This is a genomic window from Piezobacter thermophilus (assembly GCF_055386745.1).
In genome coordinates, this window is the sequence record NZ_AP042380.1 from 2,832,093 (window position 1) to 2,850,519 (window position 18,427).

Annotated in this window: 21 protein-coding genes and 1 pseudogene; 1 reads left to right on the top strand and 21 read right to left on the bottom strand. The window is 64.7% G+C overall.

The features are described 5' to 3' along the window. Nucleotides 1-2: 2 nt before the first annotated feature. The 10 genes and pseudogenes from ACZ5CM_RS13705 to ACZ5CM_RS13750 form a co-directional block, all read right to left on the bottom strand. Entirely contained in the window at nt 3-794 is a 792-nt protein-coding gene (locus tag ACZ5CM_RS13705; protein WP_464639388.1) for an amino acid ABC transporter ATP-binding protein, read from the bottom strand. An 11-nt stretch (nt 795-805) separates the two neighbouring features. Continuing rightward, nucleotides 806-2,106, bottom strand: a pseudogene (locus ACZ5CM_RS13710) (amino acid ABC transporter permease). A 1-nt stretch (nt 2,107) separates the two neighbouring features. Continuing rightward, entirely contained in the window at nt 2,108-3,376 is a 1,269-nt protein-coding gene (locus ACZ5CM_RS13715; RefSeq protein WP_464639389.1) for an amino acid ABC transporter permease, read from the bottom strand. A 128-nt stretch (nt 3,377-3,504) separates the two neighbouring features. Continuing rightward, nucleotides 3,505-4,521, bottom strand: a complete 1,017-nt coding sequence (locus tag ACZ5CM_RS13720; protein ID WP_464639390.1) for an amino acid ABC transporter substrate-binding protein — start codon at nt 4,519-4,521, stop codon at nt 3,505-3,507. Between the two features lie 187 nt (nt 4,522-4,708). Beyond that, nucleotides 4,709-5,431: an ATP12 family chaperone protein gene (locus tag ACZ5CM_RS13725; RefSeq protein ID WP_464639391.1), complete on the bottom strand. Its 723-nt coding sequence runs from the start codon at nt 5,429-5,431 to the stop codon at nt 4,709-4,711. Further along, nucleotides 5,428-6,108, bottom strand: coding sequence for an HAD-IA family hydrolase (locus tag ACZ5CM_RS13730; protein WP_464639393.1), 681 nt, complete (start codon nt 6,106-6,108; stop codon nt 5,428-5,430). Before ACZ5CM_RS13730 ends, ACZ5CM_RS13725 begins: the two co-directional genes overlap by 4 nt. Beyond that, complete coding sequence (locus ACZ5CM_RS13735) at nt 6,105-7,151, bottom strand: RluA family pseudouridine synthase (RefSeq protein WP_464639394.1); 1,047 nt, start codon at nt 7,149-7,151, stop codon at nt 6,105-6,107. The genes ACZ5CM_RS13730 and ACZ5CM_RS13735 overlap by 4 nt, the downstream gene beginning before the upstream one ends. Beyond that, nucleotides 7,148-7,528 (bottom strand): fluoride efflux transporter CrcB, encoded by a 381-nt coding sequence (gene crcB / locus ACZ5CM_RS13740; protein WP_464639395.1) that lies wholly within the window; start codon nt 7,526-7,528, stop codon nt 7,148-7,150. The genes ACZ5CM_RS13735 and crcB overlap by 4 nt, the downstream gene beginning before the upstream one ends. Before the next feature lie 125 nt (nt 7,529-7,653). Next, nucleotides 7,654-8,979, bottom strand: a complete 1,326-nt coding sequence (locus ACZ5CM_RS13745) for a replication-associated recombination protein A (protein WP_464639396.1) — start codon at nt 8,977-8,979, stop codon at nt 7,654-7,656. A 4-nt stretch (nt 8,980-8,983) separates the two neighbouring features. Next, the gene (locus tag ACZ5CM_RS13750; RefSeq protein WP_464639398.1) at nt 8,984-10,363 is read right to left on the bottom strand and encodes a trypsin-like peptidase domain-containing protein; all 1,380 of its coding nucleotides are present in this window, start codon (nt 10,361-10,363) and stop codon (nt 8,984-8,986) included. 174 nt (nt 10,364-10,537) lie between these two features. On the opposite strand from ACZ5CM_RS13750, the gene ACZ5CM_RS13755 reads away from it, so the two are divergent. Beyond that, entirely contained in the window at nt 10,538-10,990 is a 453-nt protein-coding gene (locus ACZ5CM_RS13755; RefSeq protein ID WP_464639400.1) for a host attachment family protein, read from the top strand. Nucleotides 10,991-11,087: 97 nt separating this feature from the next. Here the strand turns inward: ACZ5CM_RS13755 and rplQ are convergent, their stop codons facing one another. From rplQ to rplF, 11 genes are all read right to left on the bottom strand, one after another. Beyond that, on the bottom strand, nt 11,088-11,507 hold the full coding sequence (gene rplQ / locus ACZ5CM_RS13760; RefSeq protein WP_464639402.1) for a 50S ribosomal protein L17: 420 nt from the start codon (nt 11,505-11,507) through the stop codon (nt 11,088-11,090). Nucleotides 11,508-11,657: 150 nt separating this feature from the next. Continuing rightward, nucleotides 11,658-12,674 carry a DNA-directed RNA polymerase subunit alpha gene (locus ACZ5CM_RS13765; protein WP_464639404.1) on the bottom strand — a complete coding sequence of 339 codons (1,017 nt, stop codon included), beginning with the start codon at nt 12,672-12,674 and terminating at the stop codon, nt 11,658-11,660. A 114-nt stretch (nt 12,675-12,788) separates the two neighbouring features. Then, a complete protein-coding gene (gene rpsK / locus ACZ5CM_RS13770) occupies nt 12,789-13,178 on the bottom strand; it encodes a 30S ribosomal protein S11 (RefSeq protein ID WP_464639406.1) in 390 nt (129 codons plus the stop codon). Nucleotides 13,179-13,190: 12 nt separating this feature from the next. After that, a complete protein-coding gene (gene rpsM / locus ACZ5CM_RS13775) occupies nt 13,191-13,559 on the bottom strand; it encodes a 30S ribosomal protein S13 (RefSeq protein ID WP_464639408.1) in 369 nt (122 codons plus the stop codon). 184 nt (nt 13,560-13,743) lie between these two features. Further along, the gene (locus ACZ5CM_RS13780; protein WP_464639409.1) at nt 13,744-14,418 is read right to left on the bottom strand and encodes an adenylate kinase; all 675 of its coding nucleotides are present in this window, start codon (nt 14,416-14,418) and stop codon (nt 13,744-13,746) included. Beyond that, entirely contained in the window at nt 14,415-15,782 is a 1,368-nt protein-coding gene (gene secY / locus ACZ5CM_RS13785; protein WP_464639411.1) for a preprotein translocase subunit SecY, read from the bottom strand. Before secY ends, ACZ5CM_RS13780 begins: the two co-directional genes overlap by 4 nt. 112 nt (nt 15,783-15,894) lie before the next feature. Next, a complete protein-coding gene (rplO, locus tag ACZ5CM_RS13790) occupies nt 15,895-16,365 on the bottom strand; it encodes a 50S ribosomal protein L15 (protein WP_464639412.1) in 471 nt (156 codons plus the stop codon). Nucleotides 16,366-16,616: 251 nt separating this feature from the next. Further along, nucleotides 16,617-16,805, bottom strand: coding sequence for a 50S ribosomal protein L30 (gene rpmD, locus ACZ5CM_RS13795; RefSeq protein ID WP_464639414.1), 189 nt, complete (start codon nt 16,803-16,805; stop codon nt 16,617-16,619). A 12-nt stretch (nt 16,806-16,817) separates the two neighbouring features. Then, on the bottom strand, nt 16,818-17,393 hold the full coding sequence (rpsE, locus tag ACZ5CM_RS13800) for a 30S ribosomal protein S5 (protein ID WP_464639416.1): 576 nt from the start codon (nt 17,391-17,393) through the stop codon (nt 16,818-16,820). A gap of 118 nt (nt 17,394-17,511) precedes the next feature. After that, nucleotides 17,512-17,871 (bottom strand): 50S ribosomal protein L18, encoded by a 360-nt coding sequence (rplR, locus tag ACZ5CM_RS13805; protein WP_464639417.1) that lies wholly within the window; start codon nt 17,869-17,871, stop codon nt 17,512-17,514. An 11-nt stretch (nt 17,872-17,882) separates the two neighbouring features. Next, on the bottom strand, nt 17,883-18,416 hold the full coding sequence (gene rplF, locus ACZ5CM_RS13810; protein ID WP_464639419.1) for a 50S ribosomal protein L6: 534 nt from the start codon (nt 18,414-18,416) through the stop codon (nt 17,883-17,885). Nucleotides 18,417-18,427: the final 11 nt, after the last annotated feature.

Below are 18,427 nucleotides of genomic sequence, written 5' to 3' on the forward strand. Positions count from 1 at the left end.
GATCAGTGGCCGAGGATCTGGCTGAGGAACAGCTTGGTCCGTTCGCTTTTCGGGTTGTTGAAGAACTCCTCGGGCTCGTTCTGCTCGACGATCTGGCCCTGGTCCATGAAGATCACCCGGTTGGCCACCTGACGGGCAAAGCCCATCTCATGGGTCACGACCAGCATGGTCATGCCCTCTTCGGCCAGCTCGATCATGGTGTCGAGCACCTCCTTGATCATCTCGGGATCAAGCGCCGAGGTGGGTTCATCGAACAGCATGATATGCGGCTTCATGCACAATGAGCGCGCAATCGCCACCCGCTGCTGCTGACCGCCCGACAGCTGGCCGGGATACTTGTTGGCCTGTTCGGGAATCTTCACCTTTTCCAGGAAATGCATCGCCGTTTCCTCGGCCTCCTTGCGAGGGGTCTTGCGCACCCAGATCGGGGCCAGCGTGCAGTTTTCCAGGATGGTCAGGTGCGGGAACAGGTTGAAGTGCTGGAACACCATCCCCACTTCCGAGCGGATCTTGTCGATGTTCTTCAGATCGCTCGAAAGCTCGGTCCCTTCGACGATGATCTTGCCTTCCTGATGTTCCTCGAGCGCATTGATGCACCGGATCAGCGTCGACTTGCCCGACCCCGACGGCCCGGCGATGACGATGCGTTCGCCCTTGTTCACCGTCAGGTTGATGTCGCGCAGCACGTGGAACGAACCGAACCACTTGTTGAGATTGATGATATCGATGGCGACCTCGTCCGAGACCGTCATCTTCGACCGATCGATTTCGCGGTCTATTGCCAGATCAGACATGTGTTCTTTCCTTAACGACGGTGACCCGTGTGGAGCTTCTGCTCCAGGTACATCGAGTAGCGGGACATGGAGAAGGTGAAGACGAAGAACAGCAGGGCGATGAAGCCGTACAGTTCCCAGACGATCCCGTTCCAGGCCGCGTTGGCGCGAATTGCATTGGACAGCCCGAGCGGATCGAGAAGCCCGATGATCGACACCAGCGTGGTATCCTTGAACACCCCGATGAAGGTCGAGACGATGCCCGGAATCGAGATCTTCAGCGCCTGCGGCATGATGATCAGCCGCTGCGACTGCCAGTAGTTCAGCCCGAGGCTGGCGGCGCCCTCATACTGCCCCTTGGGCAGCGCGGCGAGACCCCCGCGGATCACCTCGGCCATGTAGGCCGATGCGAACAGCGTCACCATGATGAGAACCCGCAGGATGATGTCGAAATCGGTCCCCGGCGGCATGAAGATGTTGAGCAGCGTCGAGGCCACGAACAGCAGCGTGATCAGCGGCACGCCGCGGATGAACTCGATGAACCAGACGCTGAGATACTTCACGATCATCAGGTCCGACTGCCGGCCCAGCGCCAGGACGATGCCCAGCGGCAGGGATGCGGCGATGGCGACCACGCCGATGGTGATCGACAGCATGAAACCGCCGAACTTGCGGCTCTCCACCGCCTCGAGCCCGAGCGGAATGATCGCATTCACCGCCTCGGCCACCGGACTTGCCAGGAACAGCCACCACACCAGCGCCGCGACGATGCCGGATATCACCGCGAGAAGGCCGTTGCCGACGCGATCGGCCACGGCATAGATGCCCCAGCCCACTGCGAACCCGGCCGCGACCATGATGGGGGTCCAGACGCTGCCACCCCACAGAAGCCATGGAAAGATGAACGGATAGGCCGCCGTGAAATACAGCAGCTTGCCGGCACCTTGTCGGAAAACAGCACCGGCGCCATCGCCACCGCCAGCAGAATGAAGGCCAGGATCGGGCGCCAGTAGAGTTCGCTCGGGTAGAAACCGAACATCAGCTGCGGCCAGCGTTCGCTGATGACGCCCCAGCAGGCGCCGCCGTCCCGTCCCGCTTCGGCCAGGATTTCACGGCAGTTGTTGAGCGACGTCCCCCCCCATGTGGGCGAGAACAGCCACGGCACCGTTTCGATCAGAACCAGCAGCACGAAGGCCCCGGAAAGGATCGTCAGGATGGAATGGAACCAGTTGGAGAACAGGTTTTCCCGCAACCAGGCCCTCGGCCCGATCACCGAGGAAGGCGCTTCCCGGGGGGGAAGCATTTCGGTGCGGACAAAAGCTTTCTGCGTCATGTCAGCGCTCCCTCAGCTTCACGGACTCGTTGTACCAGTTCATCACGGCGGAAATGCTCAGACTGATGAGCAGATAGATCAGCATCAACAGCAGAACGCTTTCCAGCTCGCGCCCGGTCTGGTTCATGGTGATCCCGCCCAGCGTGCCGGTGATGTCCATGTAACCCACGGCGATCGCCAGCGACGAGTTCTTGGTGAGGTTGAGAAACTGCGAGATCAGCGGCGGGATGATGACCCGCAGCGCCTGCGGCAGGATGACCAGCCGCATGATCTTCTGCGGACGCAGGCCCAGCGCCGCCGCCGCTTCGGTCTGGCCGTGAGAGATGGCCAGGATCCCGGCACGGACGATTTCGGCGATGAAGGCCGCCGTGTAAAGCGACAACGCCAGCCACAGCGCAATCAGCGAGTTGCGCAGATGCGTGCCGCCCTTGAAGTTGAAGCCCTTGAGCTCGGGATAGCCGAGATGAAAGCCGAGATACCACAGCACGGCAACGGTCGGCAGAATGATGACTCCAAGCCGCAGATACCATGTCACCGGCCGGTCGCCGGTTGCCTCCTGTATCCGGTCGGCGCGGCGCCTGATCAGGCGCGACGCCCACAGCCCCAGCCCGAGAACGGCCACGATCAGCAGAAGATCCAGGCTCACGTCGAAACGCAGGCTCGACTCTCCGAACAGGTGGACATTTCCAAGGCTGTTGGAAAACAGCGGCTCGGGGATATAGACGCCACGGTTGGTGAAGGCGACCGAGTCGCCCAGAACCATGCTGGCCGTTGCGTTGTCCCCGCGGAAGGCACGCGGTGCAGGCAGGGTTTCGATCAGGATCGCCATGGTAAAGACGATCCACAGCAGCACCGGCACGTTGCGGAACGCCTCGACATAGGCCGTCATCAGCCGCGCAACCAGCCAGTTCCGTGACAGGCGCAGGATGCCAATGATGACCCCCAGGATCGTTGCCGTTATACAGCCCAGAACCGCGACGACGATGGTATTGAGAAACCCGATGAAAGCGGCGCGCAGATGGGTGTCGCGCGAGGTGTATTCCAGCAGGCGCTGGTTGATGTCGTAGCTTGCCGGCTCTTGCAGGAAACCGAAATCGATCGGCTTGCCCAGTTCCTGAAGGTTGTTGGCGGTGTTGCTGATGATCCAGCCGGCCAGCAACATGAACCCCATCAGGGCAATGACCTGGAGCGTGGCGGATCGATACCGCGTATCGTAAAGGAGCATCGACAGCCGGAACTGCTCCTTCGGCGGGTCAGTAAGTGTGGTCATGACCGAAATTTTCCCGTGGATCTCCGGTCTTGTCCTACGTCAGGGTTGTTCCCTGCTCTGCAAAGACCGGAACCGTTCTTGTAATGCAAAAGGGGCGCAGGATACCTGCGCCCCTTGCGTTGATTGTCTTAGCGGAACGGCGGCGAGTAGAGCAGACCGCCATCCTTCCACTGGGCATTCAGGCCACGGGCCAGGCCCACCGGGGTGGATTCGCCGATGTTCTTGGCGAAGATTTCGCCATAGTTGCCGTTCGCCTTGATCGCACGATAGGCCCAGTCGGCATCAAGCCCGAGCATCTCGCCCAGCTTGCCTTCGGTGCCCAGGATACGGTTGATCTCGGGGTTGTTGGTGCCCTTCTTCAGCTCGTCGATATTGGCCGAGGTGATGCCCAGCTCTTCGGCCGAGATCAGCGCGTTCAGGGTCCAGCGCACCAGGTCGCCCCACTGCTGATCGCCATGGCGAACCAGCGGGCCGAGAGGCTCTTTCGAGATGATCTCCGGCAGGATCACATAGTCGCCGGGGTTCTCGAAGGTGGCACGCGTCGCGGCCAGGCCCGAAGCGTCGGTGGTATACACGTCACAGGCGCCGGCCAGGAACTGCTGCTGCGCCTCGGCGTTGGTTTCGATCGGAACCGGCTCGTAGCTGATGTTGTTGGAGCGGAAGAAGTCCGCCAGGTTCAGCTCGGTCGTGGTGCCGGTCTGGATGCAGACGGTGGCGCCGTCCAGCTCCTTGGCCGAGCTCACGCCCAGCGATTTCGGAACCATGAAGCCCTGACCGTCGTAGTAGTTCACGCCGACGAACTCGAACTTGAGGTCCACGTCGCGGGTGAAGGTCCAGGTGGTGTTCCGGGCCAGCATGTCCACTTCGCCCGATGCCAGGGCAGTAAAGCGGGTCTTGCCGGTGGTCGGAACGAATTCGATCTTGGTCTGGTCGCCCAGGACCGCCGCGGCAACCGCGCGGCAGACGGCAACGTCAAAGCCTTGCCACTCCCCATTGGCATCCGGCGCCGCAAAACCCACCAGACCGGTGGTCACGCCACAGTTCAGCTTGCCGCGCGCCTTGACGTCGTCCAACGTGCCCGCAGCGGCAGCCCCTGCAGCCAGACCGGCGACAGCCAGCGCGCCCAAAAGTACGGTTTTCTTCATTTTTACCTCTTCCTGATTTCCCGCCTCGTGACGGGACGGTTTTTTACCGGCACATTCATGCCGATTTTGAAGCCGGAAAAGAGGGTCGCCCCCCTTTTCAGTGGGTCCGAGTTTGGTCGGATTCATCCCGAAAGGTCAAGTAACAGATGGAGTTTCGCCGTTGTTGTTCGACCCGCCTTCCGTTAGGTCAACCGGGCACAGGCGAAGTTGCCGCATCAAAGAAACGTTTAGCGTGCATGAACGCCTCATGTTTTGCTTCGGCCACGGCGCGGGCCTCCTGGTCTTCGCCCCATTTTTCCTGCTGCCATATCTCGTCCAGCCGCGACAGGATCCAGATCGAATCCGGATCGCGCCAGCCCTCGACGGTGGCGAACCCGAGAATCAGCGACCCCGTCAGGCTGGTCAGGTCGTGGAAGGCGACAAGCTGAAAGGGCGTGAGCGCATGCACCCGCGCCGACAGGCGGGCGATGACGTCCCGGTCCTGCGGGCAATGGATGACGCCGCGATGCACGGCCATGCGCACGCCCAGTGCCGCGGCGGCCCACTCGAGAGGCGGATCCCACTGGGCCGCCTGCCTGTCCACAAGCCCTTGCGGATGTTCGGCACGATAGCACAACAGATCGGAATCGCCATAGGCGGCAACAATGTCGGCAACCTCGGAAAACTGAGGCGTCACCTTGTCGATCGCGGCATTGGCCGATCGCGTGAACGGCATCAGGCGGGGGTCGATTTCGTCCCTTTGCGCATCCCATTCCGCGGCGACCGCATCGGCCAGCGCCTGCGTGGGCAGAGCAAGAGGCGCCTTGGCCGGCGTGCGCACCCGGCGCCCGTCCAGTTCGACCAGAAATGCACTGTCCTCTTCCGTCACGGCGACCGTTTTCCAGAATCGTTTGCGTTTCCACTCGTTCATGCGTTCCCGTTCCAGATGCGTTCAAGGGCTTCGGCAAGCTGCCCGAAATCGTCAATGACGCAATGCGCGGATCTCAGTTCGGTGACGGGGTGATACCCCCATGCGACGCCGATACCCGGCACTTGCGCCGCGCGGGCCATGTCCATGTCGAAGGAGGTATCGCCCACCATCACGGTGCCTGCCGGATCGGCCCCGACCTCCTCCATGGCGGCCAGCAGCATGGACGGGTGCGGCTTGGAGGGGTGATCGTCCGCCACCTGCCGGGTGACAAAGACGCCTTCGATCCCGTGAGCCTCGATCAGCGCCTCCAGCCCGCGCCGCGATTTGCCGGTTGCAACCCCGACAATCACGTCGGGCCGCGCGGCCAGCTGGCGAAGCACCTCACGCGCCCCCGGATACAGCGGCGCCGCCTGCGCACCCGACGCGACACGGTGGGCGGAATACGCCCTGCGATAGGCGGCAACCAGTTCGCCCCGGCGCGTTTCGGGAAGATCCGGGGCCAGCACCGCCATGACCATGTCCAGCGAAAGCCCCACGACCGACAGCACGGCGTCCCGGTCCGGCGCGGGCAGGCCGGCCTCGGCAAAGGCGGCGTCCATGGCCTGCCCGATGGCGGCCCTGCTGTCCACCAGGGTCCCGTCCACGTCGAACACCACCAGGCGCAGAGGCGGGATCATTCGTCACCCTCGAAAGGATCGGTCGGTGCTTCGTCGGGGTCCCACTGAAACAGTTCCCATGTGCGTGCCATGTGTGCGGGCAGTGGCGCGACAAGATGCAGCGACTCGCCCGTCACCGGATGGCGAAGGCTGATCGAGCGCGCGTGCAGGTGCAGCTTGCGGCTGACTTCTCCTCCCAGCTGTGCGCCCCATCCGTCGCCCGGATTCACCTGGCCCGAGCCGCCATATTTCCCGTCGCCCACGATCGGGTGGCCAAGTTCGGCCATATGCGCCCGGAGCTGATGCGTGCGCCCTGTGACCGGATTCAGCGCCACCCAGGCGGCGCGTCTGGCCGCCGCCTCGATCACCGCATATTCGGTGACCGCGCGACGGGCAGAGGGGGTTGCGTCGATCTCGCGCGGGTGGATGCACAGCATCTTCTCGCCCTCGCCGTGGCGGCCACGCCCCGGCGCCTTGACCAGCCCGGTCACGATCTCGCCCGATTTCGGCTGCGGAACCCCGGCCACCGCAGCCCAGTAGATCTTGCGCGTCTGCCGGTGCCGGAACGCCGCCGTCAACGCCGCCGCCACCGCCCGGCTGCGGGCTAGCAGCAGCACGCCCGAGGTGTCCTTGTCCAGCCGGTGAACGAGGCGGGGACTTTCCGCCTGCCCGAAGCGCAGCGCCTCGGCCAGCGCATCCACATGGAGACGCTGGCCGCTGCCGCCCTGAACGGCAAGGCCGGGGGGCTTGTTCAGGGCCAGAACGTGGTCGTCGCGCCAGATCACGCAGTCGCGGATCATCCGGGCGTCCACCTCGGTGACGGCGGGCCGGGCCGGTGCCGGGGGACGGTCCGAAAGCTCGGGCAAGGGCGGGATGCGCACTGTCTGCCCGGCCTCGACGCGGGTCGAGGCCTTCACCCGGCCGCCATCGACGCGCAGCTCGCCCTTGCGGCACATCTTTTCGATCCGCCCCTGCGAAAGTTGCGGAAAGCGTCGGCGCAACCAGCGGTCAAGGCGCTGGCCGCCCTCGCCCTCGGCGACGGTGATGCTGCGCACGCCGCTCACGCCAGCACGCCCCGTGCAATCACGATGCCCGCCACCAGCGCACCGATCGACACACCCACCGACAGCAACACGTAAAGCGCCGCCTGCCCCGGATCTCCGCGTTCGATCAGGTTCACGGTTTCCAGTGAAAAGGTGGAAAAGGTGGTGAAGCCGCCGAGAAACCCTGTGACCACCAGCGGGCTGAGATGGGTCAGGCCCTTCTGGGCGGCCAGCGTGACGAAGGCCCCCATCAGGAACGATCCGATCACGTTGACGGTGAGGATGGCCATGGGAAAGTCGTGATGCCCCAGAAGGCGTACCACGCCCAGCCCCGCGAGATATCGCAGGGTTGCGCCGATCGCGCCCCCGAGGGCAACAAGGGAAAGCGTCGAAATCATGGGCGGTCTGTCGCGCGCAACCGGCGCCATGTCAAGGGAAGGCGGGCCCGCGAGGGGGGCTCTGCCCCCCGGCCTTCGGCCTCCCCCCGGGATATTTTCGGCCAGAAAAAGAAACCTGCGGGCCGTCAGTTCTTCGACTGACGTTTGCGGCGGAGGCGGGCGAAATAGTCGGCGCGCCGCTTCAGTTCCCGTTCGAAGCCGCGCTCGGGTGGCTGGTAGAGAAGCGGGCGCTTCATGCCCTGGGGAAAGTAGTTCTGGCCGGAGAACCCGTCCTCGGCGTCGTGGTCGTACTGGTAGCCGGCCCCAAAGCCCTGTTCCTGCATCAGACGGGTGGGGGCATTCAGGATGTGTTTCGGTGGCGGCGTGCTGCCGGTCTCGCGTGCCAGCTTCACAGCCGCCTTCCAGCCCGCATAGCCGGCATTCGATTTCGGCGCCAGCGCCAGGTAGATCACCGCCTGAGCCAGCGCCAGATCCCCTTCGGGGCTGCCCAGGCGTTCGTATGTTTCCCATGCGTGCAGGCACAGGCCTTGCGCCTGCGGATCGGCAAGGCCAATATCCTCGACCGCCATGCGGGTGATGCGGCGGGCCACATAGCGGGGATCCTCGCCCCCGGCCAGCATCCGCGCCAGCCAGTAGAGCGCGGCATCGGGGTCCGACCCGCGCACCGATTTGTGCAGGGCCGAGATCAGGTTGTAGTGTTCGTCCCCGCCCTTGTCGTATCTGACTGCCCGGCGTGTCAGCCGGCGCGACAACTCTTCAGTATCCAGCGGCCGCGCCACCTGCCAGGCGGAAATCTGCTCGATCATGTTGAGCAGCGCCCGCCCGTCGCCATCGGCCATTTCCTGCAACGCCTCGCGCGCCTGCGCGGTCAGCGGCAGTGCCCGGCCCAGTTCCTTCTCGGCCCGCTGGGTGAGGCGCTCCAGATCGGCAAGGCCGAGGCGTTCCAGCACCAGAACCTGCGCCCGGCTGAGCAGCGCCGCGTTCAGCTCGAATGACGGGTTCTCGGTCGTGGCCCCGACCAGAAGGATGGTGCCGTCCTCCATGTGAGGAAGGAAACTGTCCTGCTGCGCCTTGTTGAAGCGGTGGATCTCGTCCACGAACAGCAGCGTGCCCTGCCCGTTGTCGCGCCGGATCCGGGCGGCCTCGAACAGCTGCTTGAGTTCGGCCACGCCCGAGAAGATGGCGCTGATCTGGACGAAATGCAGACCGCCTGCATCCGCAAGAAGCCGCGCAATGGTGGTCTTGCCCACCCCCGGCGGCCCCCAGAGGATCAGGCTGGACAGGGCCCCCGCCTCCAGCATCACCCTCAGCGGCGCGTCGGGGCCGAGGATCTGGTCCTGCCCGATCACCTCGTCCAGGGATTGCGGGCGCAGCCGGTCGGCCAGAGGGCGCCGGGGGGCGGGGCCGGGCCGGTCGCCCTTGCCGGCGGGGGTATCGAACAGATCCGGCATGCGCTCAGAGCCTCAGCCGAAGGGTCACGCGCTGGCCGGCGCGCAGCAGGTCAAGCGCCAGCCAACGGCCGGTTCGGGACAGAGCGCGGGCCACGTCGCGGCTGCGCCGGACGGCGTTGCCGTTGATCGCCAGCAGCACGTCGCCGCGCTGCAACCCCGCCCGCGCGCCATAGGGGCCGGGGTCGGTCACCACAACGCCCCTTGTGGACAGCGGCAGGCCCAGGTGGGCGATGATGCGCGGATTGGCCCGGGCCACTTTCAGCCCCGGCAGGACCGTGCGTTCGCCCAGCACCAGTTCTTCGGCCGGGGGATCGTCCGGGGCCAGGATCATGGCCACCCGGATGTCCTGCGCGCGTCCGTTGCGCAGCCGCGTGACCACCGCCGTGCGACCGATTCCCGCGACCATCATCCGAAACAGCATCTCGGAGGGCGAATTGACCTCCTTTCCGTCAACGGCGGTAATGACGTCGCCCACGCGGAATCCCGCCTTGGCGAAGGGGCTGGCAGGGTGCAGGTCGGAGATCAAAAGCCCCTCGGGCCGCGGCAGACCCAGCGAGGCCGCCAGGTCGGCATCGACCGGCTGCCCGGCCATGCCCGCCCAGGGGCGTTCGAACCGGTCGTTGCCGCGGCGCGCCTGGGCCAGGAACTCGGCCACCAGATTGGCCGGAATGGCGAAACCGATCCCGTTCGAGCCGCCCGAGCGGGTCAGGATCGAGGTGTTGATGCCGATGAGCCGGCCGTTCACGTCCACCAGCGCCCCGCCCGAGTTGCCGGGATTGATCGGCGCATCGGTCTGGATGAAATAGCCGCGCGCATTGGTGGTCGCCGTTCCGGTCCGCGCCAGCCCCGAGACGATGCCGCTGGACACGGTCTGGCCCACGCCGAAGGGATTGCCGATGGCGAGCACCAGCTCGCCCACCTCGACCCGATCCGAATCGCGCAGCTCCAGAAACGGCAGGTCCCGCGCCTCTTCCAGCTTCAGGATGGCCAGGTCCACCTCCTTGTCGGCAAGCAGCACGCGGGCGTTGAACTCGCGCCGGTCCTTGAGCACCACGCGAATGTCGGTGGCACGACCGACCACGTGATAATTCGACACCACGATGCCATCGCCGGTCAGGATCACCCCCGACCCCAGCGACCGAAGCACCCGCGGACGCGGTGTTGCAAACCCCCTGAAGAACTGCTCGAAGAACGGGTCGCCGGTGAACGGGGTCGGCTCTTCGGTCACGGTGCGGACATAGATGTTGACCACCGCCGGGGCGGCCTTTTTCACCACCGGCGCAAAACTCAGCGTGATTTCGGGCGCCGATTGCGGCGCCCGAGTCTGCGACGTTGCCACCGACGCGGATGCGAGGGTCAGAAGGATGAGCAGGATCCGGAACATTGCGCCTCCTCGGGGTCAGGTCTTGATATGCGCGGCCACCCGGCCGAATGCAAGAATGCCCGCGCCCGAACGCCTCACCCCCCTTGCGGGACGGACGCAGAATGCAAAGATCGAATCGGGAAAGTCGGATTGCCGGCCCCTGACCCGAGGGGCGAATTTCGAGAGGTAAGCACAATGGTCGAACTCAAGAACGGAACCTGGATCGTGGTCGCGGACGCGGAAAAGGCGCTGTTCCTGCGCAATCTGACCGATCACCAGGATCCCAATTTCCAGGTGATCCGAAAGGAGGAATTCGATTCGGACGCCTTCCGCCCCGAGAGCCAGGCGGGGCGGCGCGCCGATACCGGGCCGGGGCAGAAATCGGCGGTCAATGAAGCCGATGAATGGCACGACCTGGCCCGCGACAGCTTTGCCCGCGATCTAGCGGCGCTTCTGTATTCCCGCGCGCACAAGGGCGCATTCAAACGCCTGGTGATCGCGGCTGCCCCCGACGTCCTGGGCGCGCTGCGCGAAGAGATGCATCCCGAGGTCGCCGCCCGCGTGGTGGCCGAGATTCCCAAGACCCTGACCAATCACCCTGTGCGCAAGCTGGAGACGCTGATCAAGGCGGAACTGGAGGCGATGTAGCGCGCCCCGCGCGCCGGCATCTGCACTGGCGGCACGAAAAACGCCGCCCGGGAGGCCCCGGGCGGCGTCATTCCTTTCCCCGGTCGGGGGAGCGGGATTATTCTTCTGCGGCTTCTTCCGCGGCAAGGCGGGCCTTGTCGGCGGCACCCTTGGCGTCCACGTCGCGATCGACCAGTTCGATGATCGCCATGGGCGCCATGTCGCCATAGCGGAACCCGGCCTTGAGAACGCGGGTGTAGCCGCCATTGCGCTCCTTGTAGCGCGGCCCCAGAACCTCGAACAGCTTGGCCACATGCTTGTCCTGCTTGAGCCGGGCCGCGGCCTGGCGGCGGGCATGCAGGTCGCCGCGCTTGGCCAGCGTGATCAGCTTGTCCACGACGCGGCGCAGCTCCTTGGCCTTGGGCAGCGTGGTCTTGATCTGTTCGTGTTCGATCAGCGAACCGGCCATGTTGGCGAACAGGGCCTTGCGGTGTTCATGGGTGCGGTTCAGGCGGCGATAGCCTTTTGCGTGACGCATGGTTGTCTTCCTTTCGCTTTATGCTTTGTCCGGCGACCCGTGCGTGCAGGCCGCTCTCCTTGGGGCGCGGGGCCCATCGTTCCCCGGACAATCCGGGCATCAGGTCGGGCGGGCGCGGCCTGCGCGCCGCCCGGCCGGAAAGGACATGCCTCAGAAGGCGTCCTCATATTTCTTGGCCAGCTCCTCGATGTTGTCCGGCGGCCAGTCCTCGACATCCATCCCCAGATGCAGACCCATGCCCGACAGCACTTCCTTGATCTCGTTGAGCGACTTGCGGCCGAAGTTCGGCGTGCGCAGCATCTCGGCCTCGGTCTTCTGGATCAGGTCGCCGATATAGACGATGTTGTCGTTCTTCAGGCAGTTGGCCGAGCGCACCGAAAGCTCCAGCTCGTCCACCTTCTTGAGCAGCAGCGGGTTGAACTCCAGCCCGTCTTCCTCCGTCTCGCGGCCGGCGGCCTCGGGTTCCTCGAAGTTGACGAAAATGGACAGCTGATCCTGCAGGATGCGCGCGGCGAAGGCCACCGCGTCCTCGGGAGTGACCGAGCCGTCGGTCTCCACCTTCATGGTCAGCTTGTCATAGTCCAGAACCTGCCCTTCGCGGGTCGGCTGAACGTCATAGGACACCTTCTTGACCGGCGAATAGGTGGCATCGATCGGAATGAGGCCGATCGGCGCATCTTCGGGCTTGTTCTTGTCCGCGGAGACATAGCCCTTGCCGGTGTTGACGGTCAGTTCCATGTAGAGATCGGCGCCATCGTCGAGATGGCAGATCACGTGATCGCGGTTGAGGATCTCGATCCCGGCGCTTTCGCTGATATCGCCGGCGGTGACCACGGCCGGCCCGCGGGCCGAGATCGAAAGCCGCTTGGGCCCCTCGACTTCCATGCGCAGGCACACGCCCTTGAGGTTCAGGATGATGTCGGTCACGTCCTCGCGCACGCCGGCGACGCTGGAAAATTCGTGCAGGACATTGTCGATCTGGACGCTGGTGATCGCGGCCCCCTGCAGCGAGGACAGCAGGACGCGGCGCAGCGCGTTGCCCAGCGTGAGGCCGAAGCCGCGCTCGAGCGGTTCCGCAATGATGGTGGCCTGACGCGCAGGGTCGTTGCCGGGGCGGATGTCCAGCTGCGTCGGCTTGATCAATTCCTGCCAGTTCTTGTGGATCATGCAATTCCCTCCATTCCTGTCTGTGCCCCATGTCCGAAAGGCGCAGACGCCCGAGGTTTCAAAACGGCGAACTGGGGCCGTGCGAAGACACGGCCCCAGCGATATCTTGCCGGATCAGACGCGGCGACGCTTGGGCGGGCGACAACCGTTGTGCGGGATCGGCGTCACGTCGCGGATGGACGTGATGTTGAAGCCCACGGCGGCCAGCGCGCGCAGTGCGGATTCACGGCCCGAACCGGGGCCCTGAACTTCGATTTCAAGCGTCTTGACGCCATGCTCCTGCGCCTTGCGGCCGGCATCCTCGGCGGCCAGCTGGGCGGCGTAGGGAGTCGATTTGCGCGACCCCTTGAAGCCCATCGTGCCGGCCGACGACCAGGCAATCGCGTTGCCCTGCACGTCCGAGATCAGGATCTTGGTATTGTTGAAGGTCGAATTCACATGCGCCACACCGGCGGCGATGTTCTTGCGCTCCTTGCGGCGAAGGCGGGTCTTGTCTCGTGCCATGGTCCTGCCTCCTTATTTCTTCTTGCCGGCGATGGGACGCGCCGGGCCCTTGCGGGTGCGCGCGTTCGTATGGGTACGCTGACCGCGAACCGGAAGGTTCCGGCGGTGGCGCAGCCCGCGATAGCAGCCCAGGTCCATCAGCCGCTTGATGTTCATCTGCACCTCGCGGCGCAGGTCGCCTTCGACGGTGTAGTTGGCGTCGATATGCTCCCGGATCCGCAGGAGTTCGGCGTCCGACAGTTCGTTCACGCGGCGCGACGGCTCGATACCGACCGCTTCGCAGATCTGTTCGGCCGACGAACGGCCGATACCGTGGATGTAGGTGAGGGCGATGGGAACCCGCTTTGCAGTCGGGATGTTGACGCCGGCAATGCGTGCCACGTTTCGCTTTCCTTTCGTTGCGGTTCCGTAACTCCAGAACCTTTTTTCACAACACATGGACTCTGGCAGTGCCGCCAGCGGGTCCAGCAATCCTAAGAGGTGGTCTTGCGCAAACGGGCGAATCCCGCGCGCAAAATCGATTCCCTTCCGGGATGGGGGTCGATATGGGCTTTTTCCCGGTCCGTCAAGCCCTGATTTCGCGCCTCTCGTCCCCCCCGTCAAGGATGGCCGCGATCTGGTCCCGGACATGGTCGATGTCGCCAAGGCCATCGACGGTCCGCAACAGCCCCTTGGCATAGTAATAGCCGATCAGTGGCGCAGTCTTCTTGTAATACTCCATCAGCCGCTTGCGCAGGCTTTCCTCGTTGTCATCGGCGCGACGACGGAAGTCCGACGCCCCGCAGACCGCGCATTTCCCGTCTTCCGGGATCGGCTTGGTGATGTCGTTGTAGACCTCGCCGCAATTGCCACAGACCGAGCGCGCGGTGATGCGCGCGACCAGAGCCTCGTCATCCACCTGCATCTCGATCACCGCATCCAGATGCTGGCCGATGGAGTCGAGCAACTCCCCCAGGGCATCGGCCTGGGCAAGCGTGCGGGGGAAGCCGTCGAAAATGAAACCGCCGCCGTCGCCCGCCGATTCGATCTTTTCCCGGATCAGATCGATCACGATCTCGTCGGTCACCAACTCGCCCCGGGCCATGATCCCGGCCACCCGGTCGCCCAGCTCGGTGCCGCTGTCCTTGGCCCCGCGCAGCATGTCGCCGGTGCTCAGCTGAACCATTCCGCGGCTTTCCACCAGGATGCGCGCCTGCGTCCCCTTGCCCGCCCCCGGCGGGCCCAGAAGTATGATGTTCATCGCCGCGTCGGGCTCCTCTTGCCCCGCTTGCGTTTCCCCTTGCCGCGCAACTGCGACTTCTCGATCAGGCCTTCATACTGATGGGCGAGAAGGTGGCTCTGGATCTGCTGGATCGTGTCCATGGTCACGCTGACGATGATCAGCAGCGACGTGCCGCCGAAATAGAAGGGGATCGCGAACTGGCTGCGCAGCACCTCGGGCAGCAGCATCACCGCCACCAGATAGGCCGAGCCCAGAACCAGCACCCGGTTGACCACGTATTCCAGATACTCGGCGGTTTTCTTGCCGGGGCGGATACCGGGAACGAAGCCGTTCTGCTTCTTCAGGTTCTCGGCCACTTCGTCGGGCTTGAACGACACGTTGAAGGTGTAGAAATACGCGAAGAACACGATCATGCTCGCATAGAACAGAAGATAGAGCGGCTGACCGGGGCCGAAGAACGCCAGCAGCCACGACATGATCGGACCATTCGCCGCGCCCTGGCTGAAGGTCGAAATGGTCGTCGGCAACAGCAGAAGCGAACTTGCGAAGATCGCCGGGATGACGCCGGCCGGGTTGACCTTGACAGGCAGGTGGGACGAACCGCCGTCATAGATCTTCATCCCCACCTGCCGGCGCGGGTACTGGATGTGGATCTTGCGCAGCGCGCGCTCCATGAACACCACGAAGGTCAGGACCACGACCACCATGATGATGACGCCGACGATCACCGCCGGGCTGATCGCGCCGCTGCGCCCTGAGGCGAGGAAACGCGCCAGCGCGGCCGGGACCTCGGCGACGATGCCGACGAAGATGATCAGCGAAATGCCGTTACCCACCCCACGGCTGGTGATCTGTTCCCCCAGCCACATCAGGAACATGGTGCCCCCCACCAGGGTAATCATCGTGGACATGCGGAAGAACATGCCCGGATCGGTGGCCAGGTCCCCGGCCTCAAGCGACACCGCCAGCCCGTAGGCCTGCAGCGTGGCCAGCGCGACCGTACCGTAGCGGGTGTACTGGTTCAGCTTCTTGCGGCCGATCTCGCCCTCTTTCTTGAGCTGCTCCAGCGACGGAACCATCGAAGCCAGAAGCTGCACGATGATCGACGCCGAAATGTAGGGCATGATGCCAAGCGCAAGAATCCCCATCCGCCCCAGCGCGCCGCCGGTGAACATCGACACCATGCCGCCGATGCCCTGCCCGGCCTGTTCCATGAACTGGCGCAGCGCCGCGCCGTCAATGCCCGGAACCGGGATGAAGGTGCCAAGGCGATAGACGATCAAAAGCCCGAGGGTGAAAAGGATGCGGTTGCGCAGATCCGTGGCCTTGCCAAGAGCGGCCCAGCTGGTGTTGGCCGCCATCTGCTCTGCTGCTGATACCATCGATCACGGTCTCTTCTTGTGAAACGCCGCCCGGAACCGTTTTCCGGCTCGGGCGGCGTCGGGGAAAACTGGGAACTATGTAAGCGGCGAAGGCGCCGCTCACAAGTCGCAATTACGCGGCCGGCGCGTTTGTGACCTTCAGCGAACCGCCCGCCTTCTCGACCGCTTCCACCGCGGCCTTCGACGCGCCGGTCACCTCGAGGCTCACCTTCGAGGTGATGTCGCCCTTGGCCAGCACCCGCACACCGTCCAGGCGGCGCCGCACCAGACCGCTGGCAACCAGGGCGTCCTCGGTGATCGCGGCCTTGGCGTCCAGCTTGCCGGCGTCGATGAACTTCTGGATCAGGCCCAGGTTGACCACGGCAAATTTCTTGCGATTAGGCTTGTTGAAGCCGCGCTTGGGCAGCCGCATGTAAAGGGGCATCTGGCCGCCCTCATAGCCGTTGATGGCCACGCCCGAGCGGGATTTCTGGCCTTTGATACCGCGCCCGGCGGTCTTGCCCATGCCCGAGCCGGGGCCGCGCCCCACCCGTTTGGGCTTCTTCGTCGCGCCCGGATTGTCGCGCAGTTCGTGAAGTTTCATGTCGCTTCTCCTGATGCCGGATGTGGCCCCCGAAGCGAAGCGGGGCCAAACGCGGCTTGTCGTGTCCTGAGTCGTGCGGCCCAACGGGCCACCGGGCGCGTATAGACCCAAGGCAGGAGGGAATCAAGGGCGCCCCGTCACCAGCGCGGCACGGAAAACGCCCCGGCGTTGCCGCCGGGGCGTTTTCCTCATCCGCAACGCGGGCAAGCGTTTTCGAAAACGCTTGCCAAGGCCCTTCGAAGGGCCTTGGTTCAGTCGCGCTCCTCGATGATCTCCACCAGATGCGGGATCTTGCGGATCATGCCGCGAATGGCCGGCGTGTCCTCCAACTCGCGCGTCTTGTGCATCTTGTTCAGGCCCAGCCCGATCAGCGTCTGGCGCTGCTTGGCCGGGCGGCGGATCGGGCTGCCGATCTGCTTGACGACAATGGTTTTGGCCATGGCTCGCTCTCCTTACGCTTCTGCCGTCTGGCTGGAGGCCCTGGGGGCCTCGTCCCGGCGCGGCAGGATCTCGGCGACCTTCTTGCCGCGGCGCTGCGCCACAAGGCGCGGCGACTGCTGCTTCTTCAGCCCGTCGATGGTGGCGCGGATCATGTTGTAGGGGTTCTGGGAACCGATCGACTTGGACACCACGTCCTTGATGCCCAGCATCTCGAACACGGCGCGCATCGGGCCACCGGCAATGATCCCGGTCCCTTCCGGCGCGGTCCGCATCACCACCTTGCCGGCGCCGTGACGGCCCTCGATATCGTGGTGCAGGGTGCGGCCCTCGCGCAGCGGCACGCGGATCATGTTGCGCTTGGCGGCCTCGGTGGCCTTGCGGATGGCCTCGGGAACCTCCTTGGCCTTGCCCTTGCCGAAACCGACACGGCCCTTCTGGTCACCGACCACCACCAGCGCGGCAAAGCCGAAACGCTTGCCGCCCTTGACGGTCTTGGACACTCGGTTGATCGCGACGAGGCGATCTGCGAATTCCGGGGTTTCGTCGCGGTCGCGGCGGTGGCCCCGGCGGTTGTCACGTTCTGCCATGAGGCATTCCTTTCATCCTGGCGCCAGGCGCCTGTTGGTCCAATCCTGGTGAATCCCCGCGTCATGGGCGGGCATTCCCGGATCATCGGGGCGGCGCGAACGCCGCCCGCACTTCGCTTCAGATCTTCAGCCCGCCCTCGCGCGCGGCATCGGCCAGGGCTTTCACCTTGCCGTGGTAGAGATAGCCGCCGCGATCGAAATATGCCTCTTCGACGCCGGCCTTCTTGGCCCGCTCGGCAATCGCCGCGCCAACCTTGGCCGCGGCTTCGAGGTTCTTCTTGCCGACCACGCCCAGCTCCTTTTCCAGCGTCGAGGCCGAGGCCAGCGTCACCCCGCGCACGTCGTCGATCAGCTGGGCGCTGATATTGCGGTTCGAGCGGTGAACGCTCAGCCGGATGCGGCCGGCATTGACCTTGCGAAGCTTGTTCCGAACGCGCAGGCGGCGCTTCAGAAACAGGGTTCTCTTGCTGTTTGCCATGCTGTTCGTCCTTACTTCTTCTTGCCTTCCTTGCGGAAGATGTACTCGTCCTTGTACTTGATCCCCTTGCCCTTGTAGGGCTCGGGCGCACGCCAGGCGCGGATCTCCGCCGCCACCTGACCGACGAGCTGCTGGTCAATGCCCTCGACGACGATCTCGGTCTGCTTGGGCACCGTGACGGTCACCCCCTCGGGCGGTTCATAGGTCACGTCGTGGCTGTAGCCGAGGTTCAGCTTGAGCGCCTTGCCCTGAAGCTGGGCCCGGTAGCCGACGCCGCTGATCTCCAGCTCCTTGCGGAAGCCCTGGGTCACACCGGTCACCAGGTTGGCCACCATGGTGCGCGACATGCCCCACTGCTGGCGCGCGCGCTTGGACTTGCCGCGCGGGGTGATGGTCACCACGTTGTCGGCCACCTCGATCGCCACGTCGTCGGTGGCGGTGAAGCTGCGCACGCCCTTGGGGCCCTTCACTTCGATGGTCTGGCCCGAGACGGTCGCACTCACGCCGCTAGGCAACTCGACCGGTTTCTTACCAATACGAGACATTCCGGACCCTC

What these genes read in the sequence shown, in the direction of transcription:
- ACZ5CM_RS13705 (WP_464639388.1), bottom strand. Translation starts at nt 794, where the DNA reads ATGTCTGATCTGGCAATAGACCGCGAAATCGATCGGTCGAAGATGACG.
- ACZ5CM_RS13715 (WP_464639389.1), bottom strand. Translation starts at nt 3,376, where the DNA reads ATGACCACACTTACTGACCCGCCGAAGGAGCAGTTCCGGCTGTCGATG.
- ACZ5CM_RS13720 (WP_464639390.1), bottom strand. Translation starts at nt 4,521, where the DNA reads ATGAAGAAAACCGTACTTTTGGGCGCGCTGGCTGTCGCCGGTCTGGCT.
- ACZ5CM_RS13725 (WP_464639391.1), bottom strand. Translation starts at nt 5,431, where the DNA reads ATGAACGAGTGGAAACGCAAACGATTCTGGAAAACGGTCGCCGTGACG.
- ACZ5CM_RS13730 (WP_464639393.1), bottom strand. Translation starts at nt 6,108, where the DNA reads ATGATCCCGCCTCTGCGCCTGGTGGTGTTCGACGTGGACGGGACCCTG.
- crcB (WP_464639395.1), bottom strand. Translation starts at nt 7,528, where the DNA reads ATGATTTCGACGCTTTCCCTTGTTGCCCTCGGGGGCGCGATCGGCGCA.
- ACZ5CM_RS13745 (WP_464639396.1), bottom strand. Translation starts at nt 8,979, where the DNA reads ATGCCGGATCTGTTCGATACCCCCGCCGGCAAGGGCGACCGGCCCGGC.
- ACZ5CM_RS13750 (WP_464639398.1), bottom strand. Translation starts at nt 10,363, where the DNA reads ATGTTCCGGATCCTGCTCATCCTTCTGACCCTCGCATCCGCGTCGGTG.
- ACZ5CM_RS13755 (WP_464639400.1), top strand. Translation starts at nt 10,538, where the DNA reads ATGGTCGAACTCAAGAACGGAACCTGGATCGTGGTCGCGGACGCGGAA.
- rplQ (WP_464639402.1), bottom strand. Translation starts at nt 11,507, where the DNA reads ATGCGTCACGCAAAAGGCTATCGCCGCCTGAACCGCACCCATGAACAC.
- ACZ5CM_RS13765 (WP_464639404.1), bottom strand. Translation starts at nt 12,674, where the DNA reads ATGATCCACAAGAACTGGCAGGAATTGATCAAGCCGACGCAGCTGGAC.
- rpsK (WP_464639406.1), bottom strand. Translation starts at nt 13,178, where the DNA reads ATGGCACGAGACAAGACCCGCCTTCGCCGCAAGGAGCGCAAGAACATC.
- ACZ5CM_RS13780 (WP_464639409.1), bottom strand. Translation starts at nt 14,418, where the DNA reads ATGAACATCATACTTCTGGGCCCGCCGGGGGCGGGCAAGGGGACGCAG.
- secY (WP_464639411.1), bottom strand. Translation starts at nt 15,782, where the DNA reads ATGGTATCAGCAGCAGAGCAGATGGCGGCCAACACCAGCTGGGCCGCT.
- rplO (WP_464639412.1), bottom strand. Translation starts at nt 16,365, where the DNA reads ATGAAACTTCACGAACTGCGCGACAATCCGGGCGCGACGAAGAAGCCC.
- rpmD (WP_464639414.1), bottom strand. Translation starts at nt 16,805, where the DNA reads ATGGCCAAAACCATTGTCGTCAAGCAGATCGGCAGCCCGATCCGCCGC.
- rpsE (WP_464639416.1), bottom strand. Translation starts at nt 17,393, where the DNA reads ATGGCAGAACGTGACAACCGCCGGGGCCACCGCCGCGACCGCGACGAA.
- rplR (WP_464639417.1), bottom strand. Translation starts at nt 17,871, where the DNA reads ATGGCAAACAGCAAGAGAACCCTGTTTCTGAAGCGCCGCCTGCGCGTT.
- rplF (WP_464639419.1), bottom strand. Translation starts at nt 18,416, where the DNA reads ATGTCTCGTATTGGTAAGAAACCGGTCGAGTTGCCTAGCGGCGTGAGT.